General features: G+C 52.5%; 21 protein-coding genes. 12 read left to right on the top strand and 9 right to left on the bottom strand.

The genetic code is table 11. The features are described from left to right. Window positions 1–15 precede the first annotated feature (15 nt). Window positions 16–402, bottom strand: coding sequence for a MerR family transcriptional regulator (locus PGRAT_RS21140; protein WP_025705280.1), 387 nt, complete (start codon window positions 400–402; stop codon window positions 16–18). A gap of 1,285 nt (window positions 403–1,687) precedes the next feature. Then, entirely contained in the window at window positions 1,688–2,422 is a 735-nt protein-coding gene (locus PGRAT_RS21135) for a class I SAM-dependent methyltransferase (RefSeq protein WP_025705279.1), read from the bottom strand. 510 nt (window positions 2,423–2,932) lie between these two features. Between PGRAT_RS21135 and PGRAT_RS21130 the strand changes: the two genes are divergently transcribed. Together PGRAT_RS21130 and PGRAT_RS21125 are read left to right on the top strand one after the other, a co-directional pair. Beyond that, window positions 2,933–3,631: a response regulator transcription factor gene (locus tag PGRAT_RS21130; protein WP_042267180.1), complete on the top strand. Its 699-nt coding sequence runs from the start codon at window positions 2,933–2,935 to the stop codon at window positions 3,629–3,631. Window position 3,632: 1 nt separating this feature from the next. Next, the gene (locus tag PGRAT_RS21125; protein WP_025705276.1) at window positions 3,633–4,607 is read left to right on the top strand and encodes a sensor histidine kinase; all 975 of its coding nucleotides are present in this window, start codon (window positions 3,633–3,635) and stop codon (window positions 4,605–4,607) included. Window positions 4,608–4,806: 199 nt separating this feature from the next. Here the strand turns inward: PGRAT_RS21125 and PGRAT_RS21120 are convergent, their stop codons facing one another. Together PGRAT_RS21120 and PGRAT_RS21115 are read right to left on the bottom strand one after the other, a co-directional pair. Next, entirely contained in the window at window positions 4,807–5,241 is a 435-nt protein-coding gene (locus PGRAT_RS21120; RefSeq protein ID WP_025705275.1) for a MarR family winged helix-turn-helix transcriptional regulator, read from the bottom strand. Between the two features lie 339 nt (window positions 5,242–5,580). Beyond that, window positions 5,581–6,618 (bottom strand): NADH:flavin oxidoreductase/NADH oxidase, encoded by a 1,038-nt coding sequence (locus tag PGRAT_RS21115; RefSeq protein WP_025705274.1) that lies wholly within the window; start codon window positions 6,616–6,618, stop codon window positions 5,581–5,583. A 220-nt stretch (window positions 6,619–6,838) separates the two neighbouring features. Between PGRAT_RS21115 and PGRAT_RS21110 the strand changes: the two genes are divergently transcribed. The 5 genes from PGRAT_RS21110 to metE all read left to right on the top strand — a co-directional run bounded on the left by PGRAT_RS21110 (window position 6,839) and on the right by metE (window position 13,816). Then, complete coding sequence (locus PGRAT_RS21110) at window positions 6,839–7,609, top strand: ABC transporter ATP-binding protein (protein ID WP_025705273.1); 771 nt, start codon at window positions 6,839–6,841, stop codon at window positions 7,607–7,609. Then, complete coding sequence (locus tag PGRAT_RS21105) at window positions 7,584–9,533, top strand: ABC transporter permease (RefSeq protein ID WP_025705272.1); 1,950 nt, start codon at window positions 7,584–7,586, stop codon at window positions 9,531–9,533. The genes PGRAT_RS21110 and PGRAT_RS21105 overlap by 26 nt, the downstream gene beginning before the upstream one ends. Window positions 9,534–9,547: 14 nt before the next feature. Continuing rightward, a complete protein-coding gene (locus tag PGRAT_RS21100; RefSeq protein WP_025705271.1) occupies window positions 9,548–10,171 on the top strand; it encodes a DedA family protein in 624 nt (207 codons plus the stop codon). A 218-nt stretch (window positions 10,172–10,389) separates the two neighbouring features. Continuing rightward, the gene (locus tag PGRAT_RS21095) at window positions 10,390–11,250 is read left to right on the top strand and encodes an undecaprenyl-diphosphate phosphatase (RefSeq protein ID WP_025705270.1); all 861 of its coding nucleotides are present in this window, start codon (window positions 10,390–10,392) and stop codon (window positions 11,248–11,250) included. 277 nt (window positions 11,251–11,527) lie between these two features. Continuing rightward, window positions 11,528–13,816 carry a 5-methyltetrahydropteroyltriglutamate--homocysteine S-methyltransferase gene (gene metE / locus PGRAT_RS21090; RefSeq protein WP_042268233.1) on the top strand — a complete coding sequence of 763 codons (2,289 nt, stop codon included), beginning with the start codon at window positions 11,528–11,530 and terminating at the stop codon, window positions 13,814–13,816. A gap of 71 nt (window positions 13,817–13,887) precedes the next feature. Here metE and PGRAT_RS32550 read toward each other — a convergent pair whose 3' ends face one another. Further along, window positions 13,888–14,040, bottom strand: coding sequence for a DUF1540 domain-containing protein (locus PGRAT_RS32550; RefSeq protein WP_081758705.1), 153 nt, complete (start codon window positions 14,038–14,040; stop codon window positions 13,888–13,890). Window positions 14,041–14,383: 343 nt separating this feature from the next. Between PGRAT_RS32550 and PGRAT_RS21085 the strand changes: the two genes are divergently transcribed. Next, window positions 14,384–15,526, top strand: coding sequence for a DUF4349 domain-containing protein (locus tag PGRAT_RS21085; RefSeq protein ID WP_025704770.1), 1,143 nt, complete (start codon window positions 14,384–14,386; stop codon window positions 15,524–15,526). A gap of 278 nt (window positions 15,527–15,804) precedes the next feature. Here PGRAT_RS21085 and msrB read toward each other — a convergent pair whose 3' ends face one another. Both msrB and PGRAT_RS21075 read right to left on the bottom strand, forming a co-directional pair. Next, complete coding sequence (msrB, locus tag PGRAT_RS21080) at window positions 15,805–16,791, bottom strand: peptide-methionine (R)-S-oxide reductase MsrB (RefSeq protein WP_042267177.1); 987 nt, start codon at window positions 16,789–16,791, stop codon at window positions 15,805–15,807. A gap of 102 nt (window positions 16,792–16,893) precedes the next feature. Continuing rightward, the gene (locus PGRAT_RS21075; protein WP_025704768.1) at window positions 16,894–17,508 is read right to left on the bottom strand and encodes a TVP38/TMEM64 family protein; all 615 of its coding nucleotides are present in this window, start codon (window positions 17,506–17,508) and stop codon (window positions 16,894–16,896) included. A 141-nt stretch (window positions 17,509–17,649) separates the two neighbouring features. Here PGRAT_RS21075 and PGRAT_RS21070 point away from each other — a divergent pair, with 141 nt between their 5' ends. From PGRAT_RS21070 to PGRAT_RS21055, 4 genes are all read left to right on the top strand, one after another. Continuing rightward, window positions 17,650–18,585: a Gfo/Idh/MocA family protein gene (locus PGRAT_RS21070; protein ID WP_042267174.1), complete on the top strand. Its 936-nt coding sequence runs from the start codon at window positions 17,650–17,652 to the stop codon at window positions 18,583–18,585. Window positions 18,586–18,610: 25 nt separating this feature from the next. Next, window positions 18,611–18,928 carry a protein YxiS gene (locus PGRAT_RS21065; protein WP_025702951.1) on the top strand — a complete coding sequence of 106 codons (318 nt, stop codon included), beginning with the start codon at window positions 18,611–18,613 and terminating at the stop codon, window positions 18,926–18,928. A 101-nt stretch (window positions 18,929–19,029) separates the two neighbouring features. Next, window positions 19,030–19,347 carry a winged helix-turn-helix transcriptional regulator gene (locus PGRAT_RS21060; RefSeq protein ID WP_025702950.1) on the top strand — a complete coding sequence of 106 codons (318 nt, stop codon included), beginning with the start codon at window positions 19,030–19,032 and terminating at the stop codon, window positions 19,345–19,347. Between the two features lie 242 nt (window positions 19,348–19,589). Continuing rightward, on the top strand, window positions 19,590–20,312 hold the full coding sequence (locus PGRAT_RS21055) for a hypothetical protein (protein ID WP_025702948.1): 723 nt from the start codon (window positions 19,590–19,592) through the stop codon (window positions 20,310–20,312). 460 nt (window positions 20,313–20,772) lie between these two features. Here PGRAT_RS21055 and PGRAT_RS21050 read toward each other — a convergent pair whose 3' ends face one another. Further along, window positions 20,773–20,961 (bottom strand): LPXTG cell wall anchor domain-containing protein, encoded by a 189-nt coding sequence (locus PGRAT_RS21050; protein ID WP_025702946.1) that lies wholly within the window; start codon window positions 20,959–20,961, stop codon window positions 20,773–20,775. A 20-nt stretch (window positions 20,962–20,981) separates the two neighbouring features. Continuing rightward, the gene (locus PGRAT_RS21045) at window positions 20,982–21,230 is read right to left on the bottom strand and encodes a hypothetical protein (protein WP_025702944.1); all 249 of its coding nucleotides are present in this window, start codon (window positions 21,228–21,230) and stop codon (window positions 20,982–20,984) included. Window positions 21,231–21,244: the final 14 nt, after the last annotated feature.

The raw sequence follows: 21,244 nt of genomic DNA, 5'->3' as shown, positions 1-21,244 counted from the left end.
TTTGAGTAAAAAAATTTAGGCTCGATCATTGGTCTCGAGCCACCGCTCGAAGCGTTCGATATGGGATTGCAGATCGGCACGGAACTGCCCCAGTGCTTCGAGCTTCTTATCTGTGTCGGCCAGATGCTGGTGCAGCAGGCCGAGAACCTTTCGTTTCGGCTGTATCCCGCTAGGGTCCGTGAAGTAGAGCCCGATTACGTCCCGGATCTCCTCAAGGCTTAGGCCCAGCGTCTTCAACTGATCGATCTTCCGCAGACGGGCGACCGTCTCTTCCGTGTAGTAGTGATGACCGTTGCCCTCGCGCTCCCCTGAAGGAAGCAATCCGATGCTCTCATAGTAGCGGACCGTGCGCTGAGTAACCCCTGCCCGCTCTGTCAACTCGCCGATACGCATGCGGTCCATGATTGATCACTCCTTTCACAATAGAATATAACGTTAACGTCATGTTTGTATCGTAGCACTTTGATTGCACGATGTAAAGGCGAACAGGATATTCCAGCGACAATTCGCGGAACCTCCGTCCGTTTGTCCTGCGGAAGGGCGAAAGGGCGGAATGGCGGAATGGCGGAATGGCGGAATGGACAATCCTCCCCAATAACGGTTATCTGGTCGGCATTAGCCGCAGAAAGATCGCGAAGGGAACTCATCGTTTCCGGCAGGAAACCACACAAATTCCGCGGTCAATAATGGTTTCCTAACGATGCCATGCGGTGAGAATGCCGGAGTCCGATTCGCCGCTACAACAACGGCAGAAGTACCGTTGTTGTAGCGGCAAAGGGTGGCTGGGTGAAATGAGAGGTATAAATACCCTTGATTTGACCAGATGTGAATGACTGGGTGGAATGAGAGGTATAAATACCTTTGATTAGATCAGAAGTGGGCGACTAGGTGAAATGAGAGGTATAAATACCTTTGATTAGACCAGAAGTGGGTGACTGGGTGAAATGAGAGGTATGAATACCTTTGATTAGACCAGAAGTGGGTGACTGGGTGGAATGAGAGGTATAAATACCTTTGATTAGACCAGAAGTGGGTGACTGGGTGAAATGAGAGATATGAATACCTTTGATTAGACCAGAAGTGGGCAACTTGGTGAAATGGGTTCCAACTGGAGTTGCCGTAGATTCATAGAAGTCGTTCTCCAGGTAACGCTATACTGAAATCAAAGAGCACCAGAGTCCAGTGAAGCTAAAGGACGGCGAAGCCGCTTTGTTCCTTCTCAGACTTACGTTTGCAACCGCAACTGCGACTATGTCTGCCAGTCTTTTCCAACTGCGTTTGCAACTGCGACTATGTCTGCGTCAGTCTTCTCCAACAATGTTTGCAACCGCAACTGCGACTATGTCTGCGTCAGTCTTTTCCAACTACATTTGCAACTGCGACTATGTCTGCGTCAGTCTTTTCCAACTACGTTTGCAACTGCGACTATGTCTGCGTCAGTCTTTTCCAACTACGTTTGCAACTGCGACTATGTCTGCGTCAGTCTTTTCCAACTACGTTTGCAACTGCGACTATGTCTGCGTCAGTCTTCTCCAACTACGTTTGCAACTGCAACTGCGACTATGTCTGCGTTTGTCTTCTCCAACAATGTTTGCAACCGCAACTGCGACTATGTCTGCGTCAGTCTTCTCCAGCTATGTCTCCACCTATGTCTGCACCCGCACCTGCAACCACATCAGCAGCCCTGCTAATTTCGCACTGCCGAGAGCAGCAGGAACATGGGGCGGCGCAGCTCCTCATGCCAGGCGGCGTACTGCTCCAGCATCTCCGGGGTCGGCTGAAGCTCGGAGAGCTTCGTGACTGTGAAGCCGGAGTTGATCAGCGTATTGAGATAAGTCGCTATATTGCGGTGATATTTAATCACATCATCCTCAAGGAATCTGGCTTCGCGCGGGCCTTCATCATGATAATGGTCCAGCGGCCAATGGAGCTTCGCGCCATCCGGACCGTAGTGCCAGTCCTGCGCGGCGAGCGCAGTATAGATGGGATGCTCCACGGAGAGCACAAAGCTGCCGCCCGGCCGAAGGCAATGCTGAACCTCGCGGCAGAGTAGATCGAACCGCTCGACATAGTGGATGGCGAGTGAGCTGATCACCACATCAAATTCGCCCGCAGCGAACCGGATGTCCTCAATCGCGCCCCGGCGGTATTCGATCCCGGGGTCATCTGTCATCACCCTGGCCCGCTCTAGCATTTTTTCGGACAGGTCGATGCCCACCACAGATTCCGCATGCTGCCCGCGGGCATACCGGCAATGCCAGCCGAAACCGCAGCCGAGATCCAGTACTCTTTTACCGTGTAAATCAGGAAGCAGGGAGCGGAAGGTGCTCCATTCTCCGGCAGCCTCCAGTCCCCCGGTGGAGCGGGGCATTGCGCTATATTTGGCAAAAAAACCGGCCTCGTCGTATTTGTTCTGCTTCATCCTAAAGTACCTCCTGGCGTAAATGAATTAACGCAGTGTAAGATTGTCGCCTATCCAGCGAAAATTGAAATGGTTAGGGGATAGCTGCCAAATAGCTGCTTAAAATGTATACCCGAGACCTGATCTATTGCAATATCTGCAGCTGATTGCCCCCAAGTTTAAGCGAAAATAGAATCTATTGCAGGTTGTGCAGCAAAATCTCCTGAATTGCACCCATAAAGCCGAAATCACAGAAACCAATTGCAGGAAATACAGCAGATTGCGTTTTAATCCCATAGAGGAACAATTCTGTTGCACAAACTACAATCATACCGGAATCATATGAATATCTTCAACAGGAGCTGGCTGGAACACCACAGATTTCATGTGGGCAATACTATTTTAAACTATAAGGATTTATATATTCCACGCCATCAATCATCATCCCCCTAATTTGACTACTCGCAAGGGACTGTATATATTATGGGGCAAACCCCTAAACGGGCTTATGCTGCAAACCGGAGGCCTGATATGTTCAAAATTTTTATTATCGAAGACGACCGTGGACTGGTAATGCTGCTTCAGGATTATTTACATAAATTCGGCTATGAGACGCAGGCAGTGCATGATTTTGAAGCAGTCCGGATGGAGTTCGAGCAGTTTGCCCCCCATCTGGTGCTGCTGGATGTGAATCTGCCGAAATTCGACGGGTATTACTGGTGCCGCCAAATCCGCGGTCTCTCCACCTGCCCGATCTTGTTCATCTCTGCCCGTGAGGGCAAAATGGATCAGGTGATGGCGCTGGAAAACGGAGCCGATGATTACATCACGAAGCCGTTTGATTATGAGATTGCCCTCGCCAAAATCAAAAGCCATCTCCGCCGGGCCTACGGCTCCTATGCCGGAGGAGGCACGGAGCGCAGCCTTACGGTAGCGGGGTTGATGCTGGATGTTGAACGGCTGGTTCTGTCCCGCGGGAGTGCCAAAATTGATCTCAGCCACACCGAAGCCAAAATTCTCGACGAGCTGATGCAAAAAGCGGGCACTGTCGTCACCCGCGACCGGCTGCTGGAGAAAATCTGGGATGACCAGGCTTTTGTCGATGACAATACGCTGAATGTGTACGTAACCCGGGTGCGCAAAAAGCTCTCGGCCCTGGATATTGCGGACGGTCTGCAGACTGTCCGCGGTCAAGGCTACAGGCTGTGCGAGAACTGGGGGGAGGCGTAGCATGAAGCTCTTTTTGCGTGAACAGTCGCCTCTGATTGTCATCTATCTGGCTCAGCTCCTGATGATCACCCTGGTGTACCGTCTGGACGGAAGCAGCGGAGTGAACGTAAGCCTGTATGCAGGCCTGCTCAGCACCTGTCTGCTGCTGGCTTATCTGGCGTACCGCTATTTCTCCAACCGTTCCTTTTACGAACGTCTGCTGAATCTCCCCGCCTCGCTGGATGACTCCGGCGGACCTGCCCAGAGCTCTCCGCTGGCGGAGAGCCTGCGCAGACTGCTGGCCCACCAGTTCCGCCTGTACCAGAACGATCTGCACAGCTACCGCCACAAGCTGGAGGAGCATATTCACTTCATTAACCAGTGGGTGCATGGCATGAAGACCCCGCTGTCGGTCATCCACCTCATCATCCAGGGCAAGGACGGGCCTCCTTTTACGGCCATCGGGGATGAGCTGGACCGGCTCAAGAAAGGGCTGGATACCGTGCTTTACACAGCCCGCCTGGATACCTTCGAACATGATTTCTATGTGGAGCGGCTGGAGCTTGCGGCGGTTGTGCGGGGCGTGACCTCGGAGCAGAAACGGCTGTTTATCCGCAAACGCGTATTCCCGGCCATTACGGTAGAGAACGGCCTGCTCATTACCTCAGACGAAAAATGGCTGTCCTTTGTGCTGACCCAGCTCATTACCAATGCGCTGCGGTATACGGTGGAGGAAGGGCGGTTTGTGCATTTTTACGGATATACGGGGGAGCAGGGCAGGCCAGTACTGGAGGTGCGTGATGAAGGAGTGGGTATTCCGCCCGGCGATTTGCCGCGTGTGTTCGATGCTTATTTTACGGGAGTCAACGGGCGCAGCTTCCAGGAATCCACTGGGATGGGCCTCTATTTGGTGAAGCAGATCTGCGGCAAGCTGGGGCATGAGGTGGGAATTTCCTCGGAGGTGGAAAAGGGGACTACGGTGCGGATTATGTTTTGAGATAACTTTTGTTTGTGGCAAAAGGGAAAATCAAGACTATCCAGCAGGCTGAGGCCGTCGACCAGGTCGACTCATCCATTTAACCGGCTGACCACAGCGGATACCGCAACCCCAGGATAGGTGAAAAGTAATTATACAAAAACCTGCCGCCTCGTGTATGAGACAGCAGGTTTTTATAAGGGGAAGCCCGGCTTGGGCATTATTGCTGCGGGAGCTGCAGCATTTGCTCCAGCAACAGCTTGGTTTCCGCACGGGGAAAAGCTTCATGAAGCACCTCGTTCACCGTCACTTGTGCACGGTCTACCTTTTCCTGGCCGAGAGGGGTCAGGGAGGTATAGATACTTCTGCGGTCGTCGTCGCATACCGTTCTTTGCAGTGCCCCGCAGCCCTTCGCTTCAAAGCGGCTGACCAGCCTGGAGACGGCACTCTGGCTGAGCCCGACCATCGCCTCCAGCTGCTGCAGGCGGAGCTTCTTCTCCGGCGCTTCGGACAGGAAGAACATCAGATAGAATTCGTTGAGCGACCATCCAAAGTTCTCCTGCAATTTCGCTTCCAGTTCACCCGCAACCTTCATTTGTATATGAGTTAAGCTTAGCCAACTGGTGATCAGCCCGCCTTCAAGGGGATTTTTCATTTATACCATTCCTCTCCCGGATGTATGCCAAAGGATGCCTATATAAACTGAACTTATGATTTTTGTATTTTAGGATGGGTCGTGACCCCAGAGGAGGTTTGGACTTCCGGCCGCTGCCAATATCCAGATTTCTTCATTCATTCCGCTTTTAGCGGATGGTATCCGGATACAAAGGCGAACGCTAACGCTCTACAGTTCCAAACTTCTCCTCCGCCACTTTCCCTCTCTTATCTTAATTTTTTAAGTTCAATTTATATAATAAATTTTTGTCTATTATAACACTCCGGGTCCCGTTTTGTATAAGAAATGGCGTTAGAACATACCTTACGGGCGTAAGTCTTATCTTCGGGAACGGGGGAAGCCAAGCTCGTATTGCTTGGGCAGACCCGCGTCCTTGCCGAGCTGTACACCGGCTTCCAGGGTCCAGTACGGGTTTCTCAGCATGCCCCGTCCCACAGCGACCAGATCGGCTTCATCGTTGCCGATAACCGCGTTAGCCAGCACAGCCTCATCCAAACGTCCGACGGCAATCACCGGAACATTCAGCTCGTGCTTGAACGCACGGGCAAGCGGAACCTGATAGGCAGCGTGAGTTCCCGGTTTGCCTTCAGCAGCAATAGCACCTTCACCACCGGCACTGACATGGAAAATATCAGCTCCGGCTTCCTTATACGCTCTGCCGATCTCCACACTCTCGCGGAGGCCGTAGCCGCCTTCCACATATTCCTGTGCGGAAATACGCATAATTAGAGGCATTCCCTCCGGCATTACCTTTTTGGCCGCCTGGATGACTTCTCTGCCGAACCGCGTCAGGTCCTTACCATATTCATCCGTCCGTTTATTGGTCAAAGGGGAATGGAACTGGTGGATCAGATAACCGTGTGCCCCGTGCAGCTCAATGACATCAAAACCGGCCTGAACGGCCCGCTCAACGCCAGCCTGGAATTTCTGAACCATTGCCTTTACTTCTTCAGTGGTCAGCTCGCGCGGAGTTTTATACTCGGCACTAAAAGGAATGGCGGAAGGGGCTACAGGTAGCGGAGCATCCTCGGCTTTACGTCCGGCATGGGCAATCTGTACGCCTACCTTGGCGCCATAAGAGTGGCACGCTTCAACGATTCTTGCCAATGCGGGAATATGATCATCTGACCAGATTCCAAGGTCATAATCGGTAATCCGGCCATCCGGATCGACATCGGTCATCTCCATAATAATAAGTCCTGTACCGCCGACCGCACGGCTTACATAGTGATTGTAGTGCCAATCCGTGGCGATGCCATCCTTATTGGCAACGGAATATTGGCACATGGGGGGCATAACGACACGGTTTTTCAATTTCAAATCCTGCAGCTCATAGGGGGTGAATAAGTCCTTCATCATAATTAATCTCTCCTCGTGTAATATTAAATGCATGCTCATGCATGTAAATATAAGCGTTCTGCGGCGGAATGTCAACCACTTTCCTCGACAGCTTGAATGTGACCATAATGTTCCCGGCTTACAATACTGTAAGGTGGTTGTAAGTTTCAGAAATGGCAGCTGCAGTTTACAGTTTTTATAATAAAGGTAATCCAGGCGATCGAAGGAGCGGAAGCACTTGCCCATATTAGACGTCCACAATTTATCCAAAATATATGAAGGCAAGGTTTCGACTCACGCCTTGAACCATATTCGCTTTGCTGTGGAGAAAGGCGAGTTCGTGGGCATTATGGGACCTTCGGGCAGCGGTAAAACCACACTGCTTAACGTAATCGCCACAATTGATGAGCCGACCTCAGGGGAAGTGATGGTCAATGGCCGGAACCCGGGGGAGCTGGGGAGCAAGGACAAGGCATTGTTCCGCCGTAAGGAGCTGGGGTTTGTCTTCCAGCATTTCAACCTGCTTGACACACTAACCGTGGAGGAGAATGTTGTGCTGCCGCTGACGCTGGCCGGGTTCACAGTGAAGGAAATGGAGAAACGGCTTGGGGAGGTGGCTGACCGGCTCGGCATCCGTGCACTTTTGGACAAGCGGACCTGCGAAATTTCCGGCGGACAGATGCAGCGGGTGGCCATCGCCCGGGCAATGATCCACCGGCCCTCGCTGATTTTGGCCGATGAGCCTACAGGAAGCCTGGACTCGAAAGCCGCCGGCGAAGTCATGAACCTGCTTGCAGAAGTGAATGGAGCAGAAGGAACGACGGTACTTATGGTCACACATGACGCCGTAGCCGCGAGCTTTTGCCACCGGGTAATCTTCATCAAAGACGGGCGCTTTCACAGCGAGATGTACCGGGGCAGCAGCAGAGCGGCCTTCTTCCAGAACATTATCGACATGCTGTCGCTGCTGGGAGGCGCGGGCCATGAACTTCCGGCAGTTCGCCTATAGGAATGTAGCACGGAACAAGCGGAAATATGCCGCGTATTTCGTCAGCAGTGCTTTTTCGGTCATGGTCTTTTTTCTGTGTGCACTGTTTATCTACCATCCGGCCATTTCGCAGGATATGATTCTCGGTGCAGCGGCCAGAACCATGATGGCGGCCGAAGCAATCATCTATCTTTTTTGTTCCCTGTTCGTGCTTGTGTCGGTTGGCTCCTTCCTGCAATCGCGCAAGCTGGAATTCGGCATTCTGCTGATGCACGGCATGACCAAGCGGCAGCTGAAGCTGATGGTTTTTCTGGAAAATATGATGATCGGCAGCTTAGCCATCCTCACCGGCACGCTGCTTGGACTGCTGCTGGGCAAGCTGTTTTTGATGATCGGGTCCGGCTTCCTGGGTATCGAACCTTTGGAATTCCATCTGTCCTGGCAGGCACCGGTGCTGACGATCTGCAGCTTTGTCCTGCTGTTTATGCTGATCTCGCTGCTGACCTTTGCCTTCATCGGCAGTGAATCGCCGCACGGCTTGTTCCGGGGCGGAGGCAGAGGGGAAACAGAGCCTAAGGTATCGGGCGGGCTTGCGTTATTATCGGGTCTGCTGCTGCTGGCCGGTTATGCTCTGGCAGCTGCAACAACAGCCGCAACTGTAGAAATCATGATGTTTCCTGTTGTGCTGATCACGGTTTCTGGTACCTATCTTTTTTACACACAGCTCAGCTTGTATATTGTGGGGGTGCTGCGGAAGCTCCGGCGCTTCTATTGGAAGCACACGCATATCCTAACATTCTCGGGGCTTTCGTACCGCTGGAAGGATAATGGCCGGATGTTTTTTATGGTCACCATTGTATCTGCGGTCTCCTTTACCTCGGTCGGGGTGTTTGCCTCGATCCACACCTTGTCACGGGAGCTGAAGCTGGATTATCCTGCGGCTGTCGGTTATGTGGCTAAGGGAGGCGGGTACGTTTCCTCGGAAAAGCAGGACCTGCAGGGGATTACCGCAGAGCTGGAACGGTTAGACCTGCCTTACGAAACCCTGCGGATTCCGCTCAAATACGCGGCTATAGTCTCACAGACCGGTCCTGACCATACAAAACAGCTCCCGCTGATGTCATACAGTAATTACAAGCTTGCCTTGCGGCATGCAGGCTTCATCTCAGACGAGCCTCCTCTTGAGGGGAATAAAGGACTGGTGATGATTGGTTCCCAGCGTGACCGCAGCCTGACCGCTGCGCGGTTCAAGGCAACCTACTCGCTTAAGCAAGGAATCCAGATTCAAGAGATTGGCTATACGCAGCATGTGCCCATTGCGGAATATCTGCTTCCGGAGCTGGACGGCAGAGGCGGCGGGGACTTCAGCGGACTCGTGGTCAGCGACAGCCTGTACAACGGAATTGTCCCGGTGCACCAGGACTGGTATACCGGGTTCTATATGGAGGATTTTCCCCGGACAACAGGGGTAGCCTCAGAGCTGGCCGCCACAGGAAAAGTGCCCTATGAAGCAAAGTCCCCTTTTGCTGTCGTAATCAGCGGCACCTTGTTCGAAATTCAACGCACGCTGTACAGCACGATGCTGTTCGCTTCACTGCTGGTCGGGACAGTGTTCTTCATTGCGGCAGGCAGCTTTCTCTATTTCCGTCTTTATATGGACCTGGACCATGACCGTCTGCAGTATTCGACCCTGTCCAAAATGGGCCTGACCGACCGGGAGCTGGACCGCATTGCCACGCTGCAGCTGGCACTTATGTTTTTTGTTCCGGTGCTGCTGGCGGTTCTGCACAGCTTGTTTGCCTTTATTGCGCTGCAGCGGCTGTTCTATCTATCCATCGCTGCCGAGACCGGGGCAGTACTGACCGGTTATCTGGCTGCCCAGACGCTGTACTTCTTCTTCATCCGCAGCCGCTATTTGCGCAACCTCAAGAAAAATCTCATCTAGACGGAGGGACACGAATGAAAACATGGATTACAGATATCATGGAGCAGTTCGGATATGCCGGAATTTTTCTGATGCTGGCCTTGGAAAATATATTCCCGCCGATTCCCTCGGAGGTCATCCTGCCGTTTGGCGGATTTATGACCACGACTTCCGGGCTTACGATTCCCGGTGTGCTGATCGCCTCAACGGCAGGCTCGCTGCTTGGAGCGGTGATTCTGTACTGGATTGGCCGGCTGCTGGATGTCAGCAGAATGGAGCGGATCGTGGACCGCTACGGCAAATGGATCCGGATCAACAAAAGCGATATCCGCAAAGCGGATGCCTGGTTTGACAAATACGGCTACTGGACAGTGCTGTTCTGCCGGATGGTGCCGCTGGTGCGCAGCCTGATCTCGATTCCGGCAGGCATGTCGGGAATGAAGTTTGGACTCTTCATGCTGTTTACGGCGATCGGCACGCTGGGCTGGAATACTCTTCTGATCCTCCTGGGGGCTGCACTCGGCGAGTCGTGGGAGGACATTGGAGGCTATATCGACACGTATTCCAGTGTTGTATATGTCCTGCTTGCCGGAGGAATTCTCGTGCTGGGTCTGCTGTATCTCCGCAAACGCCGTACCGCAGGGAAGGCGCGCAGCTAGCAAATACCAATCAAGGTCACGCTTTCGAAGCGAGTTTTGTACGAAGAAAATTCAGGGTGCAATGCTCACAAAACTTAAGTAAATGCTTCCGAAGCGAGTTTTGTACGAAAAAAATTCAGGGTGCAATGCTCACAAAACTTAAGTAAATGCTTCCGAAGCGAGTTTTGTACGAAGAAAATTCAGGAAGCAATGCTCACAAAACTTTTAGGAGGAGAATCATGGAGCTGCTGACTATTATTAAAGCTATCATTCTCGGAATTGTAGAAGGGTTGACCGAATTTGCTCCGGTATCCTCCACCGGCCATATGATTATTGTCGATGATATGTGGCTGAAATCGATGGATTTTCTCGGAAAATATACGGCTAACACCTTCAAAGTCGTGATCCAGTTGGGTTCAATCCTGGCCGTAGTGGTGATCTTCCGCAACCGGTTCATTGATCTGCTGGGCCTGAAGCGCTTCAGCCGCAAGGAGCTGACAGCGGTGCCGGAAGGCCAGCCGGCCGTTGAAACTGCGGGACGGCTGAAGCTGGCGCAGGTCATTGTAGGCCTCATTCCTGCCGGCGTGCTGGGATTTCTGTTCGAGGATTATATTGATGAGCATTTATTCTCAACGGCTACGGTGCTGATCGGCCTGGTCGTTGGAGCTATTCTGATGATCTGTGCGGACCTGTTCGCCCCCAAAAAGATCAAAGCGGAGAGTGTCGATCAAATTACATATAGGCAGGCGCTATCGGTCGGACTGATCCAGTGCTTGTCGCTCTGGCCGGGCTTCTCGCGGTCCGGATCAACGATCTCCGGCGGCGTTCTGCTCGGCATGAGCCACCGGGCCGCTGCCGATTTCACCTTTATTATGGCGGTGCCGATCATGGCCGGTGCCAGCCTGATTTCACTGCTGAAGAACTGGCAGTATTTCACGCTGGATGCCTTGCCGTTCTTCATTGCCGGGTTCATCAGCGCCTTTCTGTTCGCGCTGCTGTCCATGCGCTTCTTCCTGAAGCTGATCAACCGGATCAAGCTGATGCCGTTCGCTATCTACCGGATTATTCTGGCTGCGGTGGTTTACCTGGTGTGGTTCTAGAATAGAAAAGAATAAAAAGGCGGTGCCCTCGTTGAAGGGTACCGCCTTTTTTGGACAAGGGCTTATCGGGGTTCTTTTGGCATGAGTTCTATCCAGGTTCAAGTGCAATATCCGGCCAGCTGCTGTTTTGCTATAGCCAATGTGTATAACGCCCAGACACCGGAATCTGTTGCGGATGGCGAAAGGGGTACAGTATGATGGCATCAGATTAAGGGATGAAGTGCAGAACACTTTGGATTTGAATGAACAAAAAGGGATAGATGAGGAGCAGAATATCATGACAAACAAGATTACTACCAGCAATCTGGGGTACCCGAGAATCGGTAAAAACCGCGAGTGGAAAAAAGCGCTGGAGGCCTACTGGTCCGGCAAAGTGAGTGAGCAGGATTTCCTTGCCCAAATGGCTGGAATTCAGCTTCAGCATCTGCAGTCGCAGCAAAAAGCCGGTATCGATCTGATTCCGGTGAATGATTTTACCTACTACGATCATGTGCTGGACACCGCTGTAATGTTCGGCGTTGTTCCACAGCGTTATGCTTATAACGGCGGGGCCGTTCCGCTCGATCTGTATTTCGCCATGGCCCGCGGCAGCGCATCCGCCCCGGCCTGTGAGATGACCAAATGGTTCAATACCAATTACCACTACATCGTGCCTGAAATCGGCAGCCTAACCCCGCAGCTTACAGAGAACAAACCGCTGGCCGCCTACCGCTTCGCTAAAACGCAGGCTGGCATTGAAGGCAAGCCGGTTATAGTTGGACTTTATACCTTCCTGAAGCTGTCCAAGGGGTTCCCGGCAGCGGAAACCGGAGAAGTTGCTGCGCGGTTCCTGCCGGTTTATATTCAGCTGCTGCAAGAGCTGGAGCAGGAGGGTGTTGCCTGGGTGCAGATCGACGAACCGGCGGTCGTTACCGGGCTGGCTCCGGAAGATATAGAGCTGCTGAAGACCATATATGGTGCGATTTCCGCAGCAGTTCCCGGGCTGAAGCTGATCCTGCAGACCTATTTTGAAGCGGCGGAACCGCTGGAAGCCTTGCTGGAGCTGCCGGTACAAGCCATTGGCCTCGACTTCGTCCATGATGGCGGCGCCAATCTGGAAGCGGTTGAACGCCTTGGCTGGCCGGCTGATAAATGGCTGGGTGCCGGCATTATTGACGGGCGCAGCATCTGGCGCGCCGACCCTGATGCCAAGCTCGGCCTGATCCAGAAGCTGGCCGCCCATGTCCCGCTGGACCGGCTGATTCTCCAGCCATCCTCAAGCCTGCTGCACGTGCCGGTAACCGTGCAGAGCGAAAGCAAGCTGAAACCTGCCGTGAAGCAGGCACTGGCCTTCGCTGACGAGAAGCTGGCAGAGCTTGGCCTGCTCGCTGCAGCCGCCGGCGGCGGGAACGGTAACGCTGCGGCGCAGCTTGCGGAGAGCCGTGAAGCGCTGGCCGCCTTCCGCGCCCTTCCTGAACGCGGACGCCAGGATGTAGCGGAGCAGGTCCGCAGGCTGGACGCGCTTCCGGACAGCCGCAGCCTGCCTTTTGCAGAGCGCGTGAAGCTGCAGCAGGCGAAGTGGAAGCTGCCGCTGCTGCCCACGACAACCATCGGCAGCTTTCCGCAGACGGCAGAGGTGCGGCAGGCGCGTCTCAAATGGCGCAAAGGCGTATGGAACGAGGAGCGCTATGACGCGTTCGTCCGCCGCCAAATCGCGGAGGCGATTACCCTTCAGGAGGAGCTGGGCCTGGATGTGCTGGTCCACGGGGAGTTCGAGCGGACAGATATGGTCGAATTCTTCGGTGAGAAGCTGGCCGGTTATCTGTTCACCCAGAATGGCTGGGTGCAGTCCTACGGCTCCCGCTGTGTGAAGCCTCCGGTCATCTATGCGGATGTCGCTTTTATTCAGCCCATGACCGTCAAGGAGAGCGTCTATGCCCAGTCGCTGACAAGGCTCCCGGTAAAAGGGATGCTGACCGGTCCGGTAACGATCCTGAACTGGTCGTTCGTCCGCGATGATCTCAGCCGTGAAGAGGTCGCCAAGCAAATCGCGCTGGCCCTGCGTCATGAAGTGCAGGCGCTGGAGGATGCCGGCATCGAGATGATCCAGGTGGATGAGCCGGCGATCCGTGAAGGGCTGCCGCTGAAGGCAGAGGACCATGAGCATTATCTCAATTGGGCGGTGCGGTCCTTCCGGGTGGCAACCAATCATGTAAAAGATACCACGCAGGTGCACACCCATATGTGCTACAGCGAGTTCAACGATATGATCGGGGCCATTTCGGCCATGGATGCCGATGTCATCTCTATTGAAACCTCGCGCAGCCATGGGGAGCTGATCGCTGCTTTTGAAAATGATGACTATGATAAAGGAATTGGCCTGGGCGTCTATGATATTCACAGCCCCCGTGTACCGGAAGTAGAGGAGATGACTCAAAATATTGAGCGCGCCCTGCGTGTGCTGGATGCCGGACAATTCTGGATTAATCCGGACTGCGGGCTGAAGACACGGGGGTGGGAGGAGACAGAAGCGGCGCTGCGCAACATGGTGCTGGCAGCGGCAAATGTGCGGAAGAATAACGCTTGATAATCATTCTCAATCTTGCTAGAATGGGAATAAGCAAGAAGGGACCGTGGAGGGTCCCTTCTAACCTGGGCTTATTTTCTTTCAAAGGTTTGGCAGTCTGTTTCCTCAGCATTTGAAGGCTGTTTTGAACTGTGGTAGGCCACAAAGATGGATTCGGCATTGCATCTGTTTTCCTCTGCCCAGTAGGTGCAGGAATTCACTGCGCATTGTACGTCTTTTGCCATGAGGGCCTCACCTCCCCTTGTCGTGGAAGGGCAGCAGCCGAACCAGCATGATCTGACCGGCAAGGTGGAGCTTGTCCGGGCAGAACCTAACCCTTATTCCTTGCGGATATAGGGTTATTGGTGTTTCCCGTCTTTACAGACACCTTATTTTAGCAAATCATGCAAACGCTAGCAAACGGGGGAACCGGGACTGCCAAACTGGGAAATTTACTGCTTTTCTGCAACCTTCCAGCTTTTGGATCGTCAAAGAGTATAACGCGGAAAGCCAAGAGACAAAAAGCTTACGCGTCAGCAATCTGCACAACAGAAGCGGAGTTTCCACTACACTTTTGGAGGAATGAGGATGCAAAAAAGGGGTCTGCATTATCTGTTTTATCTATTGGGATTATTGATGTTTGCTGTGGTTGTGGCAGGGTGCGGGTCTGGAGAAAACAACGATGCTGCGGGGAATTCGCTTATGAAGGCGGATACTGCCAGTACGGAGGCCAGCGTAGACGGCGGTGCGGCGCAGAACGCATCAGCAGACGTTGCAGAGCAGTCTATGAGCTCTGAAGCTGAGGCACCTGCCGCCAAAGGGACCAAGGGCGGGGGTGGAAATTCAGCTGCCGACAGCATGGACGCAGCGCAGACGTCAAAGGGAACGGCTGGTTTTACAGGAAGCGACGTTGTGGCAGGACTGAACAAAAAACTGATCTATCACGCCAATCTCACCATGGAAGTGAAGGATTACGCTGCGGCGCAGACAGAGGTCCGGAATATGGTGACCCTTGCCAATGGCTATATAATTGAATTTTCGGAAAGCACATCCGAGTATGAGCGGGGCGGAACCTTTATTCTTAAGGTGCCGGCGTCCGGGTTTTCCCCCTTTCTAAGCAGCCTGGAAAAAATCAAAAACGAAAAGCTTCAGCGTCAGATTCAGGGTCAGGATGTTTCAGAGGAATATGTGGATTTGGAGTCGCGCCTCAAAGCCAAGCAGCTGATGGAGAGCCAGTACATCGAGTTTATGAAAAAGGCAACCAAATCCGCCGACCTCGTAGCGTTTGCGAACCAGCTCGGCGCCATTCAGGAAGAGATTGAGACGATCAAGGGCAGAATGCGCTATATTGACCAGAATGTCTCATTTTCAACAGTTGAGCTTCGCTTGTATCAGACCGATGAAAGCTTGAATATTACAAAGACAAAAGAACAAGGCCCGCTGATGAACCGGGCTTCGGATGCGCTTCAGGGCAGTCTGCACGCGTTATCCGTAATGTTTCAGTGGATCTTCATCTTCCTGGCGGCCGCATTCCCGGTATTGATTATAGCTGCCATTGTGGTGTTGGTTGTGCTCTGGCTCCGCAGAAAAGCCAAGCCGCGGGATCATGAAAAGGTGGAGCGCACGCGGATGGCCAACCGGGAGCCGCATCAGCCGAAGCCGCAAAAGGCGGATGAACAGCCTGCACCTGCGCAGGTTGAAGATGAGTTTGACGATCAAAAGCCGGAGTAATATGTGTGCAGGAGGAGGCCGGAAACCTGGAAACCATGGACAGGGCCACGGGTTGTGGCAGGAAAGCGAGTTGGAATTAGTACACTTAAATAGACGCAAACAGCTTACTGAAGAGCGAATAGCGGGAAAAAGTAGAGTTAATATAAGCAATCTCGGCGGTAAGGCTGGGAATCGGAACACTGGAAGGGGGATAGTCCTCAAATCAAAAACGGCTGCACTGTCCTCTGGAGGACGGTGCAGCCGTTTTAAGATTCAGCCGTGTACGTTGATACGGTTAATTAAGCATGTTGGAACAGCGCGCGGTATTCGCCGTAGCCTTCTTTCTCCAAGTCTTCTTTTGGAACAAAACGCAATGCCGCTGAGTTAATGCAGTATCGCAGGCCATTTGGGCCGGGGCCGTCGTTGAAGACATGCCCAAGATGGGAATCGGCTGTTTTGCTGCGGACTTCGGTGCGGATCATCAGATGGCTGAGATCTGTTTTCTCTTTGACCGAATAATCACGGATCGGACGGGTGAAGCTGGGCCAGCCGCAGCCGGAATCAAATTTGTCCCGGGAGCTGAACAGCGGCTCTCCGGATACAATGTCCACATAGATGCCATCCCCGTGATGGTCCCAGAATTCGTTGCGGAAAGGGGATTCGGTCGCATTGTTCTGAGTGACTTCATATTGCAGCGGGGTCAGCCGATCCTTCAGACTGGCCTTATCTTCCTTGTGCTTCCAGTGCTCCTCAATAAAGGCGTCCCGGCCGGAGCCCTGGCGGTACCGTTTATAGTGGCCGGGATTCTTGTGATGATAACCCTGGTGGTACTCTTCTGCACGGTAAAACGGCTTGGCCGGCAGAATGGGCGTCACAATCGGAGCGGAGAAATGCCCGCTGGCCTGGAGTGCCGCCTTTGAGGCTTCCGCCTGTTGCCGCTGCGCTTCGGAATGGGTAAAAATAGCGGTACCGTATGAAGTTCCGCGGTCATAGAACTGCCCGCCGGCATCGGTTGGATCAATCTGCTGCCAGAACAGCTCCAGCAGCTTGGTATATGGGAAAATATCGGGATTAAAGGTGATCTGCACCGCTTCCACATGTCCCGTGGTTTCTGAGCAAACCTCCTCATAGGTCGGGTTAACGGTATGTCCGCCGGTATACCCGGATACGATCTCGACAATCCCCGGCAGTTCTTCAAAAGGAGATACCATGCACCAGAAGCAGCCCCCGGCAAATGTGGCTTTTTCCGTATTACTGCTTATATTGTCAGATTGAACATCACTCATGAATATCCCTCCATTCATAGATTGCAATTAAATAGATCACAATGTAATTATAAAACAAAAAGGCGCAGCCTGCCAGCGGGCCGCCATTCCAAGCCTATTTAGTCATTCCTTGGTCCAAAGCGACCGCGGGCGGAGCGCTAATACAGCCAGAGCGAGCACAACCACATATACCAGGATTGCCATCAGCCCGCTTCGCGGATGGCTGAAGAGCTGGCCTCCAAGAAAAGCATATAAGGCGATGCCGGGGATTTTGCCGAGCCCAGATGCGGCGAGATAGCTCCAAAAGGGTAAACCGGCAGCCCCTGCGTAAATGTTGACCGCCATCTGCGGGATGACAGGAGCCAGCCGGGCGAGGACTACAGCGGCAAACGGCCTCCGCTGCACGGCAGATGTGAATTTGCCCAGGGCAGGCACAGAAGCCAGATATTTACTGGCTTTTTCCTGGAACATGTATTTAACAATGCCATAGATAACCGCCCCGGCCAGGGTGGAGGCACTCCAGCAGATCACCGCAGCGGTCAGACTTCCGTAGGCATAACCGTATATCCCGATGATCAGCTTATAAGGCACCACAGGGAAGAGCGCCAGTAAAGCGGCGGCACTTAGCCCCAGAAGCGCATTGTGGTCCTGACGCAGCCAGGCCAGGATGTCATATCTGTAGATAAACGCGAGGATAATCCCCGAAACATACAGCAATACCGTCAGCCATTTTCTCATTCTACTATGCCCTTTCTGTCCCTCATTCATCTCATCATACTGAAAAAAAAGCATTTAATGAAGCAAAGATCATTTGTCGCTGCGGCTTGTCACGGTATAATACGTCTAAAAGGAACTACAGACAGCCAAGGAGATATTCTTATGGAAATTACCGAACGCACTAAGGTGGCGATGGTTGGCCTCGGCGACATCGCCCGCAAAGTCTATCTGCCGCTGCTCTCCCGCCATGATCAGGTAGAAGTGGTGGGTGTGCTCAGCCATTCGCCGTCTACTGTGCAGGGGGCAGTCCATTCTTACCGTTTTCCCAGAGGCACTACGGATTTGAATGAGCTGTTGTCCTGGGGGCCGGATGCGGTATTTGTGCATAGCCCAACCCCGACACATTATGATATTGTTATGAAATGTTTAAATCATGGAATATCAGTATATGTGGACAAGCCGCTGTCTTATGATCTGGAAGAATCGCGCCGGATGGCCGGCTTCGCTGAAGAGAAGGGGCTGCTTCTGGGTGTGGGCTTCAACCGCCGCTACGCGCCCATGTATACGGCCGCCAAAGCCTGGCTGGATACAACAGGCGGCATCAGCGCCTGCCAGGCGTTCAAGCACCGGACCAGGCTGCAATCCGGCAGCAGCCGTGAGACTGTCCATGACGACCTGATCCATATGCTGGATCTGCTGCTCTGGTTATGCGGGGAAGACGCTGAACTGCTGCACAGCAGTCTGAAAGCTGATGCTGCAGGCCGGCTGCTGCAGTCTTCCGGGATGCTGGGCTGGAATCAGGGTGCGACCGGTGTGTACAGCATGGTACGGGATGCGGGTGCAGACCTGGAGAAGCTGGAGCTGCACGGCAATGGCAGGTCTGTAGAGGTTGTGGATATGGAACGGGCCACGCTGTACGAGAAAGGTTCACTGCCGCGCATTCAGAATTTCGGGAGCTGGGATACCGTGCTTGAACGCAGGGGTTTCAGTGGTGCGGTGAATCATTTTTTGAGCAGCATGGACACACCAGCGCAATGCGGCATATCTGCTTCATCCATCCTGCCCAGCCATGAGCTGGCAGCGAAATTAGCTGATTAATGGGGACCAGAAAGGAGGAAACAACATGGATGATTACCGCAAATCAACGGAAGAACAAATCATCGAGAGCTATAAGCGGGATGAGGAAATGATGATCCTGGTTTTTGCCCAGTGGTGTGTGAACAACAAGCTGGACCCGCATGCTCTGTATCTTCAAGCCTATCCGCAGCAGGAAGGAAATGCGGCGCTGAGCCATGCGCTGTCCCTGACTGTGCCGATTGAAGAGGCCGGGTTTATTTCCGACGATACTGTGCTTGGGGTGCTGTCCCTGTACAGCAATGATGATCTTGCCTATGTTGTGTCTGAGGCGATAGCGGGGAGGAAACCGCGGCAAGACTTATAGGATTGAACTTTTTTTTGCCAAACGATGTTCATTGTGTTATAAATGTGTTAAAATTATATATACTAACTTATAGTAAGTTTCGAAAGTGAGAGGTGAGAATAATGGAAGAACATCAATTGACGATGTGCCCTCGATTCGAATCGGCCTTCTCCTTCTTAGGTAAACGTTGGAATGGACTTATTATTCAGACATTGATGAGCGGACCCAAACGGTTCAAGGATATTTCCGGTCTAATCCCGTCGATGAGCGATAAGATGTTGTCCGAACGAATGAAGGACCTGGAGTGTGAAGGAATTCTGGTACGCCATGTGTACCCGGAAACACCCGTACGCATCGAGTATGAACTGACAACCAAAGGCCGTGCGCTTGAGCCGGTTATGCAGCAGATTCAGTCTTGGGCGGAGAGCTGGGTCGAATAACCCTGCTTAAATGTCCTGTAGATAGCCCCCTTTCCGGAATGTGGAGAGCGGGGCTTTTTTCAAACAGCCGCAAAATAAAAATGCACATAACATGTCAGAATATAATATAATAGAAAAAAGTTGCTGCCTATCTCTGTCGTATGGCGAATGGCACATGATAATGCGGATATAGTTGAACATGGTGACACTAGCAAAAAAAGTATATATTTTATAATCAACAAAACTTTTAGGAGGCGAGGAAGATGACAACCACCTTGTTTTCCCGGGAAATAACCTATGGAAAAAAAGATGTTGCCGAACTGGAGAGTGCTTCAATCAGGGTGCAGCTAATTTATGACAAAGTGCTGTTCATGCTTCACAGCCACCTTCCCGATTCCTTGTGGAACGACTGGATTGGGGTACCTTATGAAATCATCTCTTCCTTATATAAAGGGGATAACGCTACCGGCAGTGTTTTTCAAAAATGGATTCAGAGCCAGGCGGGCTGGAAAAACATCGGTTGTGAGCGTCATTGCCTGGAACCTTCGGCAGGTCCGGCTTTTCCATCCTCAGGGAATCAGCGCAGATTCACCTTTCATAATGGCATCCGGCAGAGCATGGTGCTGCAAGCCGTGATTTGGTCGATGTATGAAAATACCGTGCTCTTCCAGCCCTATTTGGGTGAGGAAGCTTTTCTGGATGAGGCCGATCTGGATACAATCTCGACATACTTCGTCCCTACCTATCTGAGCAAACAGCGTCTGATTGAAAACGGCAAGCGCTGCAAAGAATATCAGGAAACGAACATCCGGGTGTATCAGGAATGGATCGCTGCTCCCGATCTGGTGCTGCAGTGGAACGGAGGCCTGACCGAAGGCCGCTGGATGACTGGCGTTTATGTCGACCACTCGCGTTTTGCCGGGCTGGGGCCTTATTTGAAGGATGCGCAGGGCAAGCGGACGTATATGCGGGCCAATGTGAAATAGAGTCATGAATAAGGGGATATCATAATGAAAACACCTCGATTAAGGGGTGTTTTTTGGTATACATTTCGTGTGTATTTGTTGTGTTTAGGGGATGGGCTTGGCAGCTGAATAAAGATAGGTTGCAGGCTGCGCAAGAGGGGGAGCCAGGGCTATTTTCTGAGTGATGCGGACAGAGAAGACGTTATTTTATGAAAAAGTCTGCTTTTTCTCTTGAATCGGACTCAGGAGCCCTTATTTCGTCATTTCTGGCCCGGAATGAAGAGTTATTGGTCAAATAACGGAAGCCTTGTCCGTTAGTACTGCCGAATCGCCTGATTCGCGTCAATAACGGATCTCCAGTCCGCATCATAGCCGGGAATTTGAAAAGCTGAAGGAAGAGCGCTGCCGGACGGTAGATGATTCGAACTGGCAGCACTCTCAACTTTGATCACAGGGTTATGTTTGGAACCCAATGGTAATACTATGCTTCATCCCGGTTGTTTCTTCTTCTGATCCAGAACACCGCACCCAGGATGACCAGTCCAACTGCTGTAGAAATCATCAGAACCGCCGGTCCGGTGCCGGTACCCTCAGATGTTTTGCCGGATGGGCCCATCCAGGCGGCGGTAATGACGCATAGCGCGACAAGAATCGCCAGAACCCCACTCAATAAACTTCTGCCATTAGCCGTCAGATTTCCGCTGCCCGGTCCTGCATAGGATCCGTTCCAGATAATCCGTACCAGATAATCCGTACCAGGTAGGAGCCCACCCCAACAAGAAATATAACGTAATTGCTCAGGGGATATTCAAGCCAGTGAATTCCGTAATTTTGCAGCCCCATATCCGCGAGCTGCAAGAAAGCCAGCAGGATAAACGCCTGATTCCCCGCTTTGTGCTTTTTTTGCAATTGTCTTTCATCCAGATTAGTTCTCCCCATGCTCAGCACCCTCC

Source organism: Paenibacillus graminis (assembly GCF_000758705.1).
Taxonomy (GTDB): Bacteria; Bacillota; Bacilli; order Paenibacillales; family Paenibacillaceae; genus Paenibacillus_AQ; species Paenibacillus_AQ graminis.
This window is presented reverse-complemented; position numbering and strand designations above follow the sequence as displayed.

What these genes read in the sequence shown, in the direction of transcription:
- PGRAT_RS21140 (WP_025705280.1), bottom strand. Translation starts at nt 402, where the DNA reads ATGGACCGCATGCGTATCGGCGAGTTGACAGAGCGGGCAGGGGTTACT.
- PGRAT_RS21135 (WP_025705279.1), bottom strand. Translation starts at nt 2,422, where the DNA reads ATGAAGCAGAACAAATACGACGAGGCCGGTTTTTTTGCCAAATATAGC.
- PGRAT_RS21130 (WP_042267180.1), top strand. Translation starts at nt 2,933, where the DNA reads ATGTTCAAAATTTTTATTATCGAAGACGACCGTGGACTGGTAATGCTG.
- PGRAT_RS21125 (WP_025705276.1), top strand. Translation starts at nt 3,633, where the DNA reads ATGAAGCTCTTTTTGCGTGAACAGTCGCCTCTGATTGTCATCTATCTG.
- PGRAT_RS21120 (WP_025705275.1), bottom strand. Translation starts at nt 5,241, where the DNA reads ATGAAAAATCCCCTTGAAGGCGGGCTGATCACCAGTTGGCTAAGCTTA.
- PGRAT_RS21115 (WP_025705274.1), bottom strand. Translation starts at nt 6,618, where the DNA reads ATGAAGGACTTATTCACCCCCTATGAGCTGCAGGATTTGAAATTGAAA.
- PGRAT_RS21105 (WP_025705272.1), top strand. Translation starts at nt 7,584, where the DNA reads ATGAACTTCCGGCAGTTCGCCTATAGGAATGTAGCACGGAACAAGCGG.
- PGRAT_RS21100 (WP_025705271.1), top strand. Translation starts at nt 9,548, where the DNA reads ATGAAAACATGGATTACAGATATCATGGAGCAGTTCGGATATGCCGGA.
- PGRAT_RS21095 (WP_025705270.1), top strand. Translation starts at nt 10,390, where the DNA reads ATGGAGCTGCTGACTATTATTAAAGCTATCATTCTCGGAATTGTAGAA.
- metE (WP_042268233.1), top strand. Translation starts at nt 11,528, where the DNA reads ATGACAAACAAGATTACTACCAGCAATCTGGGGTACCCGAGAATCGGT.
- PGRAT_RS32550 (WP_081758705.1), bottom strand. Translation starts at nt 14,040, where the DNA reads ATGGCAAAAGACGTACAATGCGCAGTGAATTCCTGCACCTACTGGGCA.
- PGRAT_RS21085 (WP_025704770.1), top strand. Translation starts at nt 14,384, where the DNA reads ATGCAAAAAAGGGGTCTGCATTATCTGTTTTATCTATTGGGATTATTG.
- msrB (WP_042267177.1), bottom strand. Translation starts at nt 16,791, where the DNA reads ATGAGTGATGTTCAATCTGACAATATAAGCAGTAATACGGAAAAAGCC.
- PGRAT_RS21075 (WP_025704768.1), bottom strand. Translation starts at nt 17,508, where the DNA reads ATGAGAAAATGGCTGACGGTATTGCTGTATGTTTCGGGGATTATCCTC.
- PGRAT_RS21070 (WP_042267174.1), top strand. Translation starts at nt 17,650, where the DNA reads ATGGAAATTACCGAACGCACTAAGGTGGCGATGGTTGGCCTCGGCGAC.
- PGRAT_RS21065 (WP_025702951.1), top strand. Translation starts at nt 18,611, where the DNA reads ATGGATGATTACCGCAAATCAACGGAAGAACAAATCATCGAGAGCTAT.
- PGRAT_RS21060 (WP_025702950.1), top strand. Translation starts at nt 19,030, where the DNA reads ATGGAAGAACATCAATTGACGATGTGCCCTCGATTCGAATCGGCCTTC.
- PGRAT_RS21055 (WP_025702948.1), top strand. Translation starts at nt 19,590, where the DNA reads ATGACAACCACCTTGTTTTCCCGGGAAATAACCTATGGAAAAAAAGAT.
- PGRAT_RS21045 (WP_025702944.1), bottom strand. Translation starts at nt 21,230, where the DNA reads ATGGGGAGAACTAATCTGGATGAAAGACAATTGCAAAAAAAGCACAAA.